Raw genomic sequence first — 15,999 nt, forward strand, 5'->3', positions numbered from 1 at the left:
CCGTGCTTACTTCAGGCCGGCAGCGGCGCGCAGCGCAGCTGCCTTGTCAGTGCGCTCCCAGGTGAACTCGGGCTCTTCGCGGCCGAAGTGGCCGTACGCCGCGGTCTTTTCGTAGATGGGGCGCAGCAGGTCCAGCATCTGGATGATGCCCTTGGGACGCAGGTCGAAGTGTTCGTTCACCAGGGCGGCGATCTGGTCGTCAGGGATGACGCCGGTGCCTTCGGTGTACACGGTCACGTTCATGGGCTTGGCCACGCCGATGGCGTAGGCCACTTGCACCTGGCACTGACGCGCCAGACCGGCGGCCACCACGTTCTTGGCCACATAGCGGGCTGCATAGGCGGCAGAACGGTCCACCTTGGACGGGTCTTTGCCGGAGAATGCGCCACCGCCGTGGGGGCAGGCGCCACCGTAAGTGTCCACAATGATTTTGCGACCGGTCAGGCCGCAATCACCCTGGGGTCCGCCGATCACAAAACGGCCGGTGGGGTTGATCAGGTAGCGGGTGTTTTGCAGCCACTCTTTGGGCAATACCGGCTTGATGATTTCTTCAATGATGGCTTCGGTGAACGAGGCCTTCATCTTGTGCTGGGTTTCGGACTGGTCAGGGCTGTGCTGGGTAGACAGCACCACGGTGTCAATGCTGTGGGGCTTGCCGTCCACATAGCGCATGGTCACCTGGCTCTTGGCATCCGGGCGCAGGAAGGGCAGGCGGCCATCTTTGCGCAGCTGCGCCTGGCGTTCTACCAAGCGGTGGGCGTAGTAGATGGGTGCAGGCATCAACTCGGGCGTCTCATCGCAGGCGTAGCCGAACATCAGGCCTTGGTCGCCGGCTCCGATGTTGAGGTGATCGTCAGACGCGTGGTCCACGCCTTGGGCGATGTCGTTGGACTGCTTGTCGTACGCCACCAGCACGGCGCAACCCTTGTAGTCGATGCCGTATTCGGTGTTGTCGTAGCCGATGCGCTTGATGGTGTCGCGCGCCACCTGGATGTAGTCCACATGCGCGTTGGTGGTGATTTCACCTGCGAGCACCACCAGACCGGTATTGGTCAGGGTCTCGGCAGCTACGCGGGAGCGGGGGTCTTGTTTGAAAATTGCATCCAGAATTGCATCGGAAATCTGGTCTGCCACCTTGTCAGGGTGACCTTCAGATACGGATTCAGAGGTAAAGAGGAAATCGTTCGCCATAGTAGTTCTCCAAAATAAACATCAAGACGCGTTGCTTGAGCTTTGGAGCTTTCAGCGAACGCTTTAGCAGATACGCCGGAATCGGCGAGGCACAATGGCTTCTTTTTGATCAGTTGCCCCTGTGAAGTCACCCTGCAAGTAGTTCTATAACTCGGTGACGTTGTGAATTTTAGCCCACCCATGGCCTTTGTATTTCAATTCCTGTCCCGCTGGCCTTTGTGGTTGTTGCACCGCCTGGGGACTGTGTGCGGTTGGCTGGTTTACGTGCTGTCCCCTGGCTACCGCAAACGCTTGCAGGACCACGCCCGTCAAGCAGGTGTCCACGAAGCTGACCGGCGTAATGCAGTGGCAGCTGCCGGTCGAATGGTGATGGAGCTTCCCCGGCTATGGCTGGGTGCCCTAGTGCCGGTGATGTGGGACGGTGCCCATCACATTGAGCAAGCGCTGGCTGAGCAACGCGGCATCATTTTTTTGACGCCGCATTTGGGCAGTTTTGAGGTGACGGCACAGGCCTATGCGAGCCGCTTTGGCTCATCCGGCGCTCCCATGACGGTACTTTACCGGCCCGCCCGCCAGCTTTGGTTGCGCCGGATTATTGAGGCCAGTCGTGCGCGACCGGGTCTGCACACGGCCCCAGCCAACCTGGCAGGGGTGAAGCAACTGATCAAAGCCCTGCGGTCAGGGCAGTGCGTGGGTCTGTTGCCCGACCAGGTGCCCCCGGAGGGGCAGGGCGCTTGGGTTCCTTTTTTTGGGCGCGATGCCTACACCATGACGTTGGCCGCGAGGTTGGCTCAGCAAACCGGTGCTCGACTGGTCTTGGCTTGGGGTGAGCGTTTGCCGGCCGGCGCAGGTTACAAGGTCTGTGTGCGGCCCTACGAACTGGTTTTGTCACTGGACTTGACGGAAGCCACCGCCCAGATCAATGCCGCCATGGAGCAGGTCATCAGGGAATTGCCTTCTCAATACCTGTGGGGCTACGCGCGCTATAAACAACCCCGGCGGCCGGACCTGGCAGTCGGACAGGAAAGCAAAAAAGAATGAGTCGTTGGATATTGCGTTGCATGGAGGTACTGGGCCGGTTGCCGCTGCCTTTGCTTCGGGGCTTGGGGGTCGTGCTTGGTTGGGCTTTGTACCTGCTGGTTCGCTCACGGCGGAGGGTGGTGGATATCAACCTGACAATCTGCTTCCCCGAATGGACACCCTCATTCCGTCGCAGGCAATCGATCCGCACTTTTGTCGCGTTCGCCCAAGCGTGGCTGGATCGCGGCTGGTTATGGCATGCAAGTCCTGAGGTACTCCAGGCGCGCTTACGCTTGTGCGGAGCGCTCGAAGAATTGGCAGGTGAAGCACCCACTGTTTTGTTCGCCCCGCATTTCGTCGGCTTGGATGCCGGATGGACAGCCTTGACCCAGCAGGGCAAGCGCAGTTTTACGACCATCTATACCGACCAGGCCAACAGAGTTGCTGACGCTTGGATATTGGCCGGGCGCAAGCGATTCGGCGGACGGTTGTTCGGGCGGATTGAGGGGGTGAAGCCCATCATTGCGGGACTGAAGGCGGGAGAGCCGCTGTATCTCTTGCCCGATATGAATTTCGGTCCGGAAGAGTCCTTGTTCGTACCGTTTTTTGGTCGCCCGGCTGCCACCGTTCCATCCCTGTCGCGCTTTGCCCGTTTGTCGCGGGCAAAGGTGGTGCCCATTCTTTGCCGACTGACGTCCACCGGCTATGAGATCGAAGTACTGCCAGCGTGGATGGATTTTCCCAGTGGGGACATGGAGGCAGATACGGCCCACATGAACCGCACGCTGGAAACTTACATCAAACAGATGCCCGAGCAGTATTACTGGGTGCACAAACGGTTTAAAGACCAGCCTTTGGGCATGACGCCGCCTTACTGAGCGTCGGTGGCAGGGATTGCTGGTGCCTCCGGGGAGGGGGTATCGGGGTGCGCCCAGTCCCACAGCAGCGTTGCCACTTCGTCGATACCGGTGCGTTTGGTCGCAGAAAACAAGCGAACTTCCCCCCGCCTGCTTGCAGCTTGGTAATGGACAGCACTTTGGCGCCTTCGGAGCGGGTCAGCTTGTCGGCCTTGGTCAAAACCACCAGGAATTTCAAGCCTTCTGCTACGCGGGGGCGAATAACGTCGAGTAGGATTTCATCCAATTCCGTCATGCCATGTCGCGGATCGCACATGAGCACAATGCCTTTCAAGTTCTTGCGCGTGACCAGGTAATTGGCCATCACCTGTTGCCATCGGATTTTGTCCTGCTTGGGAACGGCCGCATAGCCATAACCCGGCAAGTCGGTCAGCACGGCGTCGGTAGCGCCTTGTTTGCCGAGGGCAAACAAGTTGATGTGCTGGGTGCGCCCGGGCTTCTTGGAGGCGAATGCCAGCTGTTTTTGCTGTGTCAATGTGTTGATGCAGGTGGACTTGCCCGCGTTGGAGCGTCCGACAAACGCAATTTCAGGTACGTCCAGCTCGGGCAAAAAGTGCAGCTGGGGAGCCGTGGTCAGGAATCGGGCGGTGTGAAGCCAGCCCAGTGCGATGGTGGCTGCGCTTTTTTCAGGAGAGGCCGGAATCGTTTTGGATGGGCCCGTGCCCTTTGGGTTTTGTGTTGTGGTCATTGATTTGGAAGGTAAACCCAGAGCTGCATTGTAGAATGGGGCCGTTCCGCCCACCAGACACAACATCCCTATGAAGTTGATTGCTCAATTGATCTTCGCAGCCTCCGTGGCTACGCTCGCTGTTTCTTCCTTTGCGGAAGAGCCGAAAAAAGAGGCTGCTGCAGTTGCAAAGCCCGATCTGGCCAAGGGTGAGGCAAGCTATGGCGCCGTCTGCGCCGCTTGTCACGGCGCCGACGGCAACTCCGGTACGCCCGCCTACCCCAAGCTGGCCCAACAGCACCCCGAATACCTGGTGAAGCAACTGCAGGAATTCAAGTCCGACAAACGCAACAACGCGGTCATGAAAGGCTTTGCGTCTGCGTTGAGTGACGAGGACATGAAAAACATTGCCTACTGGGTGACCAGCAAGAAAGCCAAGCCCGGCTTCGCGAAAGACAAAGAGCTCGTGACTTTGGGTGAGCGGATTTACCGTGGTGGCATTGCAGACCGTCAGGTCGCTGCCTGTGCCGGTTGCCACAGCCCGAACGGAGCCGGTATTCCCTCCCAATACCCCCGCTTGAGCGGCCAGCATGCTGATTACACCGTGGCCCAACTGACAGCATTCCGCGACGGAGTCCGCAAGAACAACCTGCAAATGACACAAGTGGCTGCGAAGCTGAATGACCGCGAAATCAAGGCAGTGGCCGACTACATCGCCGGGCTGCGTTAAGACGTCGGCTTTCTGGGGTTCTTGAGGGAACCAAAGAGAGCGCAGACAACCCAACAGGCGGGACCATCAACTTGATGGCCCGCTTTTTTTTGATGACCTCCCCATGACTGTTTCAACCCAAGGCATTGAGCTCCATGTCGGTTCCCGGGCCTGGCGTGCCACCGTGGAACTGCTGTCCTCCATGCGGTTTGCCATCTCACTTTTGACGGTGATTTGCATTGCTTCGATCATCGGAACTGTTCTCAAACAGCATGAACCGGTGGGGAACTACGTCAACCAGTTCGGCCCGTTTTGGGCCGAAGTGTTTCAGCGCGCCAGTTTGTTCAATGTGTACAGCGCTTGGTGGTTTTTGCTGATTCTGGCGTTTCTGGTGGTGAGCACTTCGCTCTGCGTAGCTCGCAACACCCCCAAAATCCTAGCGGATCTGCGCTCCTACAAGGAAAACATCCGGGAGCAAAGTCTGAAGGCTTTCGGACACAAGGCGCAGGCGCAGCTGCAAGAGTCGCCGGAGGCAGCCGCCCGTCGTTTGGGAGGCTTGCTGGCAGGTGGTGGCTGGAAGGTCAAGCTCCAGTCCCGCGAGACTTCCAAGGGCACTGGGTGGATGTTGGCCGCCAAAGCGGGCGCTGCCAACAAACTGGGATACATCGCTGCCCACAGTGCCATCGTGCTGGTGTGCCTGGGGGGCTTGCTGGATGGTGATCTGGTGGTGCGTGCGCAAATGCTGTTTGCCGGCAAAGTTCCTTTCAAGGGCGGCGGGATGATTGCGGATGTACCGCCTGAGCACCGCCTGAGCGAACGCAACCCGACATTCCGGGGTAACCTGATGGTGGCGGAAGGGACCCAGTCCAGCACTGCCATCCTGAGCCAGTCCGACGGCATTCTGTTGCAGGAGCTCCCCTTCGCAGTAGAGCTCAAAAAATTCATTGTGGAGTACTACTCCACCGGCATGCCCAAGCTGTTTGCCAGTGACATCGTCATTCACGATAAAGCCACTGGAGAAAAGATCCCTGCCCGCGTGGAAGTGAATCATCCGGCGAGCTACAAGGGCGTTGAAATTTACCAGTCCAGTTTTGATGACGGTGGTTCGGCCCTGAAGTTCAAAGCACAACCTCTGCGTGCCGCAGGTGCTGCGTTTGACCTGCAGGGTATTGTGGGGGGCAGCAGCGCCATTGCCAGCCGCGACAGCGGCAATACAGATGACTTGACGGTGGAATACACGGGGCTGCGCGTGATCAACGTTGAAAACCTGTCTGCGGATGCCGGTGCCAAAACGGATGTGCGAGGTGTGGACTTGCGCTCGGCGGTAGATGCCCAGCTGGGCGCTGCCAACAAACACAAAGAGAACAAGAGCCTGCGCAATGTCGGCCCAAGCTTCAGCTACAAGCTTCGTGACAATGCGGGACAGGCGCGGGAATTTAACAACTACATGCTGCCGGTGGATCTGGGTGATGGCACGTCGGTGTTCTTGCTGGGGATGCGGGAGAGCCCTGCGGAACCATTCCGTTATCTCCGGGTCCCTGCCGATGCGGATGGCAGCATGGATGGATTCCTGCGTTTGAGCCGTGCCTTGGCAGACACTGACCTGCGCAAGGAAGCAGTCAGGCGCTATGCGACCAAAGCAATCGACTCCAAGCGTCCGGACTTGGTGGAGCAGCTCGCCGGCTCGGCGAATCGCGCGTTGACCTTGTTTGCCGGCACAGACAAGTCGACTGCAGGTTTACAAGCGATTTCTGACTTTATTGAGGGGAATGTGCCGGAAACCGAGCGCAACAAGGCCGGCGAAGTATTGGTGCGCATATTGAATGGTGTCCTTTATGAGCTGGCTCAACTCAGCCGTGAAAAAGCGGGGTTAAAGCCCTTGCCTGCTGATGCCGCGACGCAGACCTTCATGACCCAAGCCGTGCTGGCCCTGAGTGATGTGCCTCTGTACCCGGCGCCATTCGTGCTCTCGTTGACCGATTTCACGCAAGTCCAGGCCAGCGTGTTTCAGGTGGCCCGGGCGCCGGGCAAGACCGTGGTGTATCTGGGGTGTGCACTCTTGATTCTCGGGGTCTTTGCCATGTTGTATGTGCGTGAGCGCCGTTTGTGGATATGGTTGGAACCTGCAGAAACAGGCTCCGGCGTGACTGCGGCCACGATGGCCCTGTCGACCAACAGAAAAACCATGGATGGCGACAAAGAGTTCGACCACCTGAAACGTCGCCTGTTAGCCTGGAAGGAATAAGAAATGAGCGCACTACCCGCCAACGAAACAGTAGGTACCGATGGGTCGGTGACCTTGGAATTGAACGCCAGCTATTTCAAGCGCTCGGTGTGGGAATGGCTGTTTGCAGTGCTGGTCATTGCAGGCGGTGTGTTTGCCTTTGTGCAATACCAGTCCGCCATGGACGTGTACGAAAAAGGCATCTTGTTGGGGGCCATGCCTGCTGCCATCTGGCTGGGATGGCTTTGGAAGCCACTGCAACGACTTATGCTGGTGGTTGCCGCTTTCTCTTTGCTAGGAATTAACACTTACCAGAACGACCTTGCACGCGCAGAGACGGTGTTCTGGCTGAAGTACTTCTTGTCCAGCCAGTCGGCGATATTGTGGATGAGCATGTTGTTTTTTATGGCGACGCTCTTCTATTGGATTGGTGTGTTCGCCAAGGGGCGGGCTGACGGTTTGGAGCTGGTCGCTTCCCGCTTGGTATGGGCCGCGGTGACTATGGCACTCATCGGCACCATGGTGCGTTGGTACGAGAGCTATCTGCTGGGTGCAGATATCGGCCACATTCCGGTGAGTAACCTCTACGAAGTATTTGTGATGTTCTGCTGGATGACAGCGGTGTTTTACTTGTATTTCGAGGCGCAATACAACACCCGCGCGCTGGGTGCCTTCGTCATGCTGGTGGTGAGTGCTGCGGTCGGTTTCTTGCTCTGGTACACCGTGGAGAGGCAAGCCCAAGAAATCCAGCCTTTGGTTCCGGCCTTGAAAAGCTGGTGGATGAAACTGCACGTCCCTGCCAACTTCATTGGCTACGGTACCTTTGCTTTGGCCGCGATGGTGGCTTTTGCCTACCTGATCAAGCAGCAAGCGTCTGAGACCAAGTGGTACCGGATGGCGCCACTCTGGCTCTTAGGCGTGGTCTTGTGCTTTGAGCCCATCGTGTTTCGCAAGTCTTCGGTCACCGGCTTGAGTGACTACTGGGCCATGTACTTCGGCATTTCTGCCTTGATCGTCGCCGGCATATTGCTGGGGCGCAAAGCAATCGCAGCCAAGTTGCCCGATTTCGAGGTGCTGGACGACGTGATGTACAAGTCCATCGCGGTCGGATTCGCATTTTTCACGATCGCTACCGTGCTGGGCGCCTTGTGGGCTGCAGAGGCCTGGGGTGGCTATTGGAGCTGGGATCCCAAAGAAACCTGGGCCCTGATCGTCTGGCTGAACTACGCCGCTTGGTTACATATGCGGCTGATGAAAGGCCTGCGTGGCACGGTAGCCGCCTGGTGGGCACTGGCGGGGCTGGCAGTCACCACCTTCGCCTTTATCGGGGTGAACATGTTCCTTAGCGGGTTGCACAGCTACGGAACTTTGTAAGAAAACACGGTCTCCCACGACCAAACTGGAAACAAGGAAGTCACCATGCATATCAAGTCCTCCTCTAACGGGTTCGAACATCCGGTTTCCAGCGAAATCACACCGCAGGTGGTCTATCAAGACCGGCGCCGCCTGCTCAAACACATGGCAACGGGCGTCGCAGGCGCAGGTTTGGCGACCTGGGCTTCTCGCAAAGCCATCGCTCAAGGTGCAGGGTGGGGCGCAAAGCCCGGCAAGCTGGCTGCGCTCAACACCAAAGCCACGTCGGTAGACGGGGCGGTCACGTCCGAGAAGGTCACGCTCTACAAAGACGCCAGCACCTACAACAATTTCTACGAATTCGGTACCGACAAGGCGGACCCTGCGGTCAACGCCCATACCCTCAAAACTACGCCGTGGACGGTGGAGGTGGAGGGCCTCGTCAAAAAACCGGGCAAGTTTGCGATGGAAGACCTGCTCAAACTCAGCCCCATGGAAGAGCGGATTTATCGCTTGCGTTGCGTTGAGGGCTGGTCCATGGTGATCCCCTGGGTGGGCTATTCACTGGCTGAGCTGATCAAGAAGGTCGAGCCTTTGGGGAGTGCCAAGTATGTGGAGTTCGTGACGCTGGCAGACCCCAAAACCATGCCTTTTGTAGGTTCCAGAGTCCTGGATTGGCCTTACGTGGAGGGTCTGCGTTTGGATGAAGCCCAGCATCCACTGACTTTGCTGACCTTTGGCATGTACGGTGAGATATTGCCGAACCAGAGCGGGGCTCCGGTGCGCTTGGTGGTGCCATGGAAATACGGTTTCAAGAGCGGCAAGAGCATCGTGAAGATCCGTTTCACCGAGAAGCCACCGGCCACCGCTTGGAACAAGGCTGCGGCGAATGAATATGGCTTCTATTCCAACGTCAACCCGAACGTGGATCACCCACGTTGGAGCCAGGCCACCGAGCGTCGCATTGGCGAAGATGGCTTGTTTGCCAAAAAGCGCAAGACCTTGATGTTCAACGGCTATGAGGCCCAAGTGGGTCAGTTGTATGCCGGCATGGACTTGAAGAAGTTTTTCTAAATCCGGCAGACGTTGATGAATACGTGGTTGCTACACCGCGGTGCCAAACCGTGCCTGCTTTTGGCGCTTTGCGCTCCCGTAGCCTACTTGGTATGGGCAGCGGTGGCCGATCAGTTGGGTGCAAACCCGGCTGAAGCTTTGATTCGATCCACCGGGGATTGGACCTTGCGTTTGCTTTGCCTGACGCTGTTGATCACCCCACTGCGGGTCATCACTGGCTGGACCGGATTAGCCCGCATTCGCCGCATGGTGGGCGTGTCGACTTTTTGCTACGGACTTCTCCACTTGGCTGCTTACAGTTGGCTGGACATGGGGATGGAGATTGCTGACATCGTTGCCGACATCGTAAAGCGGCCATTTATTCTGGTCGGATTTGCAGGGATGGTGTTGCTCACTGCCTTGGCTGCCACCTCCTTCAACCGGGCGATCAAAGCGATGGGGGCAAGGCGGTGGCAGGCATTGCACCGCAGTGTGTACGCGATTGCTGTATTCGCCATCCTCCACTTCTTCTGGATGCGCGCTGGCAAAAACAACTTTGCCGAGGTGGCGGTGTATGCCGCCATTCTGAGTGCTTTGCTCGGGTGGCGTGCCCGGAATTTTTGGATAAAAAGGACTGCTGGCGCCCGTTGAATATGCGCGAGCAGCTATTCTTTTTATAGCGTTTAGAGCAGCTTTTCGCCGCGGATCTGGTCGGCAAAGCTGTCGCGTTGACGGATCAAGTGGCTGTGCGCACCGTCCACCAACACCTCGGCTGCTTTGGGGCGGGAGTTGTAGTTGCTCGACATGCTCATGCAGTAAGCGCCTGCCGACAGAACGGCCAGCTTGTCGCCTGACTGCACTTGCAGCGTGCGGTCGTGACCGATCCAGTCCCCGCTTTCGCACACGGGCCCCACTACGTCAAACACTTCAGCCCCCGATGATTGAGAGGCCGCCTGCTTCACAGGCACGATGGAGTGAAAGGCCTGGTACATGGCCGGGCGGGGCAGGTCGTTCATGGCCGCGTCCACGATGCAGAAGTTCTTCTGCTCACCGGGCTTCATGTAAAGCACCTCCGTCACGCAGACGCCAGCGTTACCTACCAGGGAGCGCCCGGGCTCAATCATGAGCTGCCGCTGGCCGAAGCCACGTGCGTCGAGCTTGCCGAGCAGCTTGTGCCACAGGGCGTCGGCTGCCGGAGGTGTGTCTCCGTTGTAGTTGATACCCAAGCCCCCACCGAAGTCGATGTGGTGAATGGGGATGCCTGCGGCTTCAATCGACTCCACCAGATCCAGCATGCGGTCCATGGCGTCGAGGTAAGGCGTTTCTTCCGTGATCTGGGAGCCGATGTGGCAGTCGATACCCACGACCTTCAGGCCGGGCAGCGCCGCAGCCCGCTGGTAGGTCATCAGCGTGCGTTCGTGCGCGATACCGAATTTATTGCCTTTGAGACCGGTGGAGATGTAGGGGTGCGTCTTGGGGTCGACGTTGGGGTTGACGCGGATGCTGATAGGGGCCTGCTTGCCCATGCCGAGCGCGACCTCGTTCAAGACATCGATCTCGGCTTCGCTTTCCACGTTAAAGCAGCCGATGCCTGCCTCCAGGGCGCAGGCCATTTCAGCACGTGTTTTTCCCACGCCAGAAAAGATGACCTTGCTGGCATCTGCGCCGGCAGCCAGGACGCGCGCTAATTCGCCTTCGGACACGATGTCGAAGCCGCATCCGGCTTTGGCGAACAATTGCAGAATGGCCAAGGAAGAGTTGGCTTTCATCGCATAGCAGATGCGGGCATTGCGCCCTGCAAAGCCGCGCTGGTAGGCCGCGAGTGCGTCCAGCATGGAGGCCTTGGAATACACAAACAGCGGCGTACCATGGGTGATGGACAACGCATCCAGCGAGCAGCCCTCCACGTGGAGCTGGCTGTTCTCGTAATGAACGTGGGGCTGGCCGGGTAGAAGAGTGGCGCTCATGGTGCAGGTGTGGTGTCTGAAGCTTTGGTGGCGGGAAGGGGCGTTGTGCTGCTGGCCGGCGACACTTTGGGTGGAACTTTGGGCAGAAATAGCGGGCCTGTTTGGCCGCATGCCCCCAAAGTAAGCACACAAGTCAGCGGGATCAAGCCTCTGACTAGAATTCGCGTTCGATTCAACATAGTGAAATTGTAATGACCGACCCAGAATTCATGAGCCTTGCCGAGTCTTTGTTGCGTGCTTTGGAGTTGTCATGCGATCGCATCAACGACGAATCGGATGCTGATGTGGACAACCAGCGGGTCGGGAGCATGGTGACACTGACCTTCGCCAATCGCTCACAGATCATCGTGAATTTGCAGAAACCCCTGCATGAAGTCTGGATGGCGGCCAAGTCCGGCGGCTACCATTACAAATGGTCTGGCACCGAATGGCTGGACACCAAAGGGCAGGGTGAATTTTTTGCAGCTTTGAGCGCCAACGCCAGCCAGCAGGCTGGCATGACATTGGTGTTCAAACCTGTCTAGTTCTTGAAAAGATCGAGGATTTTTTTCTTTTCGTCCGCCGCGGCAGGAGCCTCAGCAGGTGTCTCCGGTTTATCACTCAATCCCAGAGTACTGACGCCAGCTCCGTGTATGAATTCCTCGTAATACCACTCATTTCCCAATCTCACGACGCCTTCCGGTGCCGTGGGCTCTGAAACAGGTACGCCTTTCAATGCAGTTTCCATGAAACTGATCCAGACCGGCAGGCTCAGGCCACCACCGGTTTCGCGGTCACCCAGCTTACGGGGCGTGTCGTAACCTATCCAGGTGACGGCCGTAAGGGTGGGCTGATAGCCAGCGAACCACGCGTCCATGGAGTCGTTGGTCGTGCCGGTTTTGCCGTACAAATCTGGTCGCTTTAAGGTGGCCTGTGCACGCGCAGCAGTTCCGGAACGGGTTATTTCCTGCAAAAAGCTGCTCATCATGAAGGCATTGCGTTCGTCAATGGCACGCTCTGTGTCTGCCAAAACCGGCGGCGCTGTTTCTACCAACACTTTGCCACGTTGTTCGCTAATTTTGGTAATGAGCCATGGGTTCACTCTGTAGCCACCGTTTGCAAACACAGAGTAAGCGCTTGCCATTTGTATCGGTGTCACCGCGCCGGCACCCAGAGCCATGGTGAGATACGCAGGGTGCTTGTCTGCTTCAAAGCCGAAACGGGTGATCCACTCTTGGGCGTAGGGTGCGCCTATGGAGTTGAGAACCCGGATGGAAATCATGTTCTTGGATTTGGCCAGGCCGCGTCGCAGGGTCATGGGACCTTCAAAAGTACCATCGTAGTTTTTGGGTTCCCAAGGCTGACCGCCGGTTACGCCTGCATCAAAAAATAGCGGCGCGTCGTTGACAACGGTTGCCGGACCAAAACCCTTCTCCAAGGCTGCAGAGTAAATAAAGGGTTTGAAGCTGGAGCCGGGTTGGCGCCACGCTTGTGTGACGTGATTGAATTTGTTTTTGTTGAAGTCAAAGCCGCCGACCAAGGCTTTGATCGATCCATCACGGGGATCCAGGGCGACGAATGCCCCTTCCACTTCGGGTAGTTGGGTAATTTCCCAAGTTCCTTTGGCCGTTTTTGCAACCCGGATTAACGCTCCTTTACGCAGTTTGATGTTAGGGGGCGCTTTGTCGGAAAGGCCGGACTGTGCTGGCTTCAGGCCGTCACCAGTGATCTCCACAATCTCTCCACCTTGACGCTGTGCTTTGATGTGCTTTGCGTCTGCCTCCAGCACGACGGCAGCCATCACGTCTCCGTTGTCGGGGTGTTCGTCCAAGGCTTCATCAATTGCATCTTCCAGTTCCTGGCCCTTTGCGGGTAGTTCCAGAAACTTCTCAGGGCCGCGGTAAACCTGACGACGCTCAAAGTCCATGATGCCTCGCCGAAGCGCGCGATAGGCTGCGATTTGCTGTTCCGATTTGAGAGTGGTGAAGACATTCAGTCCACGTGTGTATGTCTCGTCACCGTATTGCGAGAACACCAGTTGCCTGACCATCTCTGCCACGTATTCCGCATGAATCGGATTGGCTGCTTGGCCGTTCTTCACTTTGAGTTCTTCGTTCCGGGCAGCTTCAGCTTCCGCCTCTGTGATGAATCCGTTTTCCAGCATCCGGTCGATGATGTACTGCTGGCGTGCTTTCGCGCGTTTCGGATTGCTGATCGGGTTATAGGCCGAGGGAGCCTTGGGAAGTCCCGCCAACATGGCAGCCTCCGCAATTGAAATGTCCTTCAGTGGTTTCCCGAAGTAGGTCTCAGCGGCGGCTGCAAAACCGTAAGCCCGATTCCCCAGGAAGATCTGATTCATGTAAATCTCGAGAATCTGGTCCTTGGTCAGCAGATGTTCCAGCTTGAACGTGAGCAATATTTCGTAAATCTTGCGGGTGAATGTTTTCTCTGAAGTCAGGTAGACGTTGCGGGCTACCTGCATGGTGATAGTGGATGCCCCCTGACTTTTGACGCGCCCCACGTTTGCCAAACCTGCCCGGATCACACCGATGTAGTCCACGCCACCATGCTGATAAAACCGGGCATCCTCGACAGCCAGAATCGCATCCGTCATGGCTTTGGGTATCTCTTTGATGGGGGTGAGCTTTCGTCTCTCTTCTCCGAACTCTCCTATGAGGTCACTCTCGGCGGAGTAGATTCTCAAAGGCAGCTTGGGGCGGTAATCAGAAAGGTCGCTGATGTCCGGCAGATTGGGGTAGGCCATGGCCAGAGCGAGGGCGACCAAGGCAAGGACGGAAACAACACCAGCGGCGGTGAGCCCCACAAGCCAAAAGAGACTGACCAATGCCCAATGCCGTTTTTGGGGTTTGGTGGTTTTGACGGCGTCTTGTGGATCTGACATAGAACTCAGGGATGTTCGGCCCATTATAAAAATGACACCGTTGAGGGGTAGTGGGCTGGGATCGATGGCGGTCCACATCCTGCATTCTGAAATGCCAGTGACGCCGCAAAGGTGAAATCGTAGCCGAAAGGTGGCGTTTAACGTCTGCTTTTGGCAACGTTATAAATTGTCAGAAAGTGAAAAAACCTTTGCCGCTCAATACTCTTGCTGATAGCATTCAAGTGAATTCTTAAGTTTGACTGGCCTGTTGTCAGTCCGTTTCAGGGGACCATTTTGATCTCATTGGGGTCTTTATTCAGCCGGCAACCCGCTCCGATGCTGGGGTTGGACATCAGCTCATCCAGCGTAAAGTTGGTCGAGTTGGGGCGAGACAAAGCCGGCAATCTGGTTCTGGAGCGCTGCGCCATCGAACCATTGGAGCGCGGTTGGATTACGGATGGCAACGTCGAAAAATTCGACGAAGTCGCAGACGCTGTGAGGAAGCTGGTCAAAAAGAGTGGAACCAAGACCAAAAATGTGGCGATGGCACTGCCGCCCTCCGCGGTCATCACTAAAAAGATCATTTTACCGGGTGGTATGTCTGACCTGGAGCTTGAGCAGCAGGTCGAGTCTGAGGCCAATCAATACATTCCCTTCCCGCTGGATGAGGTGAGCTTGGATTTTTGTGTGATCGGGCCGAGTGCAGCGTCGGCGGGTGATATAGAGGTACTGATCGCCGCATCCCGTCGTGAAAAAGTGCAAGACATCCAGGGGTTGGCAGAGGCCGCCGGTCTGACTCCGGTGATTGTGGATGTGGAGTCCTATGCCTCACGCTTGGCGGCGGGTCGGCTCATTGAAAACCTGCCCAGCAAAGGTGCTGGCTTGATCGTGGCGCTTTTTGAAATTGGCGCAATGACCACCAGCATGCAGGTGATGCGGGATGATGAGGTCTTGTACGATCGTGATCAGGCGTTTGGTGGCGCGCAACTGACGCAACTTATTGTTCGGCAGTATGGTTTTTCGCAAGAAGAAGCTGAGACTAAAAAACGCAGCGGGGAACTACCGGATGATTACGAATCCACGGTTTTGAAGTCATTTATTGACACCATGGTTCAAGAACTGGGTCGAGCCCTGCAATTCTTTTTTACCAGTACTCCTCATAATAAAGTGGACTACATCATGCTGGCCGGTGGGTCTGCAGCGTTACCGGGTTTGACCAATGCGGTTACTCAGCACACCACTTTCCCCTGTAGTTTATTGAACCCATTCGACGGAATGGAAATCGGAGACGGCGTCCGGCTGAAGCGGATGACAAGGGAAGCGCCGTCCTACTTGACTTCGTGCGGATTGGCATTGCGGAGGTTTTCGCAATGATCTTGATTAACCTTTTGCCTCATCGCGAGGCGGCTCGTAAGCGACGCAAGGATTTATTCAACGTTTCCTTGGGGGTGTCAGCGCTACTGGGAGGTATTGTTGCCGGCACCATATTCCTGTGGTACCAGGCGGCGATTACCCAGCAGCAAGGGAATAATCTGGTCTTGGAGACCGAAATTAAAAAATTAGAGGGGCAGATTAAAGATATCGCAGGCTTGGAAGCCGAAATCGCTGCATTGAGAGCTCGGCAGCAAGCCGTTGAAGATTTGCAGTCCGACAGAAATTTGCCAGTGCATTTAATGACAGAACTGGTAAATCAGCTGCCGGACGGGGTTTACATCAACAAGATGACTCAGTTGGAGCAGCAAGTATCCCTTACCGGCGTGGCGCAGTCTAATGAGCGCGTATCCGAACTGCTTCGTAATCTGGCAAATAACACCCCCTGGTTCAGCAAGCCGGAATTGATTGAAATCACGTCGGGATCAGCGAACATATCCCCCAAAGAGCAGAAAAGAGTTTACAACTTCACCATCAAAGTGAAGTTGATGCGTGCCAGTGAGGCTGAAAAGCTGGGTGCCAAAACCGCCGAAGCCGCGGCACCTCCCAGCAGTGGTCCGGCTATCGCTGCTTCTGGTACCAAAGCGAAATCTCCGATATAGGTATT

General features: G+C 56.7%; 14 protein-coding genes and 1 pseudogene. 10 read left to right on the forward strand and 5 right to left on the reverse strand.

Annotated elements, in window-relative coordinates; translation table 11 throughout:
* Window positions 1-6 precede the first annotated feature (6 nt).
* Window positions 7-1,191 carry a methionine adenosyltransferase gene (metK, locus tag RAN89_RS06975; protein ID WP_087496465.1) on the reverse strand — a complete coding sequence of 395 codons (1,185 nt, stop codon included), beginning with the start codon at window positions 1,189-1,191 and terminating at the stop codon, window positions 7-9.
* A 180-nt stretch (window positions 1,192-1,371) separates the two neighbouring features.
* Here metK and RAN89_RS06980 point away from each other — a divergent pair, with 180 nt between their 5' ends.
* Window positions 1,372-2,232, forward strand: a complete 861-nt coding sequence (locus RAN89_RS06980) for a lysophospholipid acyltransferase family protein (protein ID WP_313868886.1) — start codon at window positions 1,372-1,374, stop codon at window positions 2,230-2,232.
* Window positions 2,229-3,089, forward strand: coding sequence for a lysophospholipid acyltransferase family protein (locus tag RAN89_RS06985; RefSeq protein WP_313868887.1), 861 nt, complete (start codon window positions 2,229-2,231; stop codon window positions 3,087-3,089). Before RAN89_RS06980 ends, RAN89_RS06985 begins: the two co-directional genes overlap by 4 nt.
* On the opposite strand, the pseudogene yihA reads toward RAN89_RS06985, so the two are convergent.
* Window positions 3,083-3,816: pseudogene (gene yihA / locus RAN89_RS06990) on the reverse strand (ribosome biogenesis GTP-binding protein YihA/YsxC). The gene RAN89_RS06985 and the pseudogene yihA sit on opposite strands and share 7 nt — an antisense overlap.
* A 70-nt stretch (window positions 3,817-3,886) precedes the next feature.
* On the opposite strand from yihA, the gene RAN89_RS06995 reads away from it, so the two are divergent.
* From RAN89_RS06995 to RAN89_RS07015, 5 genes are all read left to right on the forward strand, one after another.
* Entirely contained in the window at window positions 3,887-4,525 is a 639-nt protein-coding gene (locus tag RAN89_RS06995; protein WP_313868888.1) for a c-type cytochrome, read from the forward strand.
* 103 nt (window positions 4,526-4,628) lie between these two features.
* Window positions 4,629-6,749, forward strand: a complete 2,121-nt coding sequence (locus RAN89_RS07000) for a cytochrome c biogenesis protein ResB (protein ID WP_313868889.1) — start codon at window positions 4,629-4,631, stop codon at window positions 6,747-6,749.
* A gap of 3 nt (window positions 6,750-6,752) precedes the next feature.
* Window positions 6,753-8,102 carry a c-type cytochrome biogenesis protein CcsB gene (gene ccsB / locus RAN89_RS07005; RefSeq protein ID WP_313868890.1) on the forward strand — a complete coding sequence of 450 codons (1,350 nt, stop codon included), beginning with the start codon at window positions 6,753-6,755 and terminating at the stop codon, window positions 8,100-8,102.
* Between the two features lie 45 nt (window positions 8,103-8,147).
* Entirely contained in the window at window positions 8,148-9,155 is a 1,008-nt protein-coding gene (gene msrP / locus RAN89_RS07010) for a protein-methionine-sulfoxide reductase catalytic subunit MsrP (protein ID WP_313868891.1), read from the forward strand.
* 15 nt (window positions 9,156-9,170) lie between these two features.
* The gene (locus tag RAN89_RS07015; protein ID WP_313868892.1) at window positions 9,171-9,785 is read left to right on the forward strand and encodes a protein-methionine-sulfoxide reductase heme-binding subunit MsrQ; all 615 of its coding nucleotides are present in this window, start codon (window positions 9,171-9,173) and stop codon (window positions 9,783-9,785) included.
* 32 nt (window positions 9,786-9,817) lie between these two features.
* On the opposite strand, the gene lysA is transcribed toward RAN89_RS07015, so the two are convergent.
* Both lysA and lptM read right to left on the reverse strand, forming a co-directional pair.
* Window positions 9,818-11,101, reverse strand: a complete 1,284-nt coding sequence (gene lysA / locus RAN89_RS07020) for a diaminopimelate decarboxylase (RefSeq protein WP_313868893.1) — start codon at window positions 11,099-11,101, stop codon at window positions 9,818-9,820.
* Window positions 11,098-11,280 carry an LPS translocon maturation chaperone LptM gene (gene lptM, locus RAN89_RS18610; protein ID WP_428984483.1) on the reverse strand — a complete coding sequence of 61 codons (183 nt, stop codon included), beginning with the start codon at window positions 11,278-11,280 and terminating at the stop codon, window positions 11,098-11,100. The genes lysA and lptM overlap by 4 nt, the downstream gene beginning before the upstream one ends.
* Window positions 11,281-11,292: 12 nt before the next feature.
* Here lptM and cyaY point away from each other — a divergent pair, with 12 nt between their 5' ends.
* The gene (gene cyaY, locus RAN89_RS07025; RefSeq protein WP_313868894.1) at window positions 11,293-11,625 is read left to right on the forward strand and encodes an iron donor protein CyaY; all 333 of its coding nucleotides are present in this window, start codon (window positions 11,293-11,295) and stop codon (window positions 11,623-11,625) included.
* Here the strand turns inward: cyaY and RAN89_RS07030 are convergent.
* Window positions 11,622-13,982: a penicillin-binding protein 1A gene (locus RAN89_RS07030; RefSeq protein ID WP_313868895.1), complete on the reverse strand. Its 2,361-nt coding sequence runs from the start codon at window positions 13,980-13,982 to the stop codon at window positions 11,622-11,624. The genes cyaY and RAN89_RS07030 overlap by 4 nt on opposite strands.
* 273 nt (window positions 13,983-14,255) lie before the next feature.
* On the opposite strand from RAN89_RS07030, the gene RAN89_RS07035 reads away from it, so the two are divergent.
* Together RAN89_RS07035 and RAN89_RS07040 are read left to right on the forward strand one after the other, a co-directional pair.
* Window positions 14,256-15,335: a pilus assembly protein PilM gene (locus RAN89_RS07035; protein ID WP_313868896.1), complete on the forward strand. Its 1,080-nt coding sequence runs from the start codon at window positions 14,256-14,258 to the stop codon at window positions 15,333-15,335.
* Window positions 15,332-15,994 carry a PilN domain-containing protein gene (locus RAN89_RS07040; RefSeq protein WP_313868897.1) on the forward strand — a complete coding sequence of 221 codons (663 nt, stop codon included), beginning with the start codon at window positions 15,332-15,334 and terminating at the stop codon, window positions 15,992-15,994. Before RAN89_RS07035 ends, RAN89_RS07040 begins: the two co-directional genes overlap by 4 nt.
* Window positions 15,995-15,999: the final 5 nt, after the last annotated feature.

The sequence above is a fragment of the Rhodoferax mekongensis genome (assembly GCF_032191775.1).
GTDB classification, from domain to species: Bacteria; Pseudomonadota; Gammaproteobacteria; order Burkholderiales; family Burkholderiaceae_C; genus Allorhodoferax; species Allorhodoferax mekongensis.

Coding starts and splice junctions, on each gene's coding strand:
- RAN89_RS07015 (WP_313868892.1), top strand. CDS start 9,171: ATGAATACGTGGTTGCTACACCGCGGTGCCAAACCGTGCCTGCTTTTG.
- msrP (WP_313868891.1), top strand. CDS start 8,148: ATGCATATCAAGTCCTCCTCTAACGGGTTCGAACATCCGGTTTCCAGC.
- RAN89_RS07000 (WP_313868889.1), top strand. CDS start 4,629: ATGACTGTTTCAACCCAAGGCATTGAGCTCCATGTCGGTTCCCGGGCC.
- lysA (WP_313868893.1), bottom strand. CDS start 11,101: ATGAGCGCCACTCTTCTACCCGGCCAGCCCCACGTTCATTACGAGAAC.
- ccsB (WP_313868890.1), top strand. CDS start 6,753: ATGAGCGCACTACCCGCCAACGAAACAGTAGGTACCGATGGGTCGGTG.
- RAN89_RS07030 (WP_313868895.1), bottom strand. CDS start 13,982: ATGTCAGATCCACAAGACGCCGTCAAAACCACCAAACCCCAAAAACGG.
- RAN89_RS06995 (WP_313868888.1), top strand. CDS start 3,887: ATGAAGTTGATTGCTCAATTGATCTTCGCAGCCTCCGTGGCTACGCTC.
- cyaY (WP_313868894.1), top strand. CDS start 11,293: ATGACCGACCCAGAATTCATGAGCCTTGCCGAGTCTTTGTTGCGTGCT.
- RAN89_RS07040 (WP_313868897.1), top strand. CDS start 15,332: ATGATCTTGATTAACCTTTTGCCTCATCGCGAGGCGGCTCGTAAGCGA.
- metK (WP_087496465.1), bottom strand. CDS start 1,191: ATGGCGAACGATTTCCTCTTTACCTCTGAATCCGTATCTGAAGGTCAC.
- lptM (WP_428984483.1), bottom strand. CDS start 11,280: ATGTTGAATCGAACGCGAATTCTAGTCAGAGGCTTGATCCCGCTGACT.
- RAN89_RS06985 (WP_313868887.1), top strand. CDS start 2,229: ATGAGTCGTTGGATATTGCGTTGCATGGAGGTACTGGGCCGGTTGCCG.
- RAN89_RS06980 (WP_313868886.1), top strand. CDS start 1,372: ATGGCCTTTGTATTTCAATTCCTGTCCCGCTGGCCTTTGTGGTTGTTG.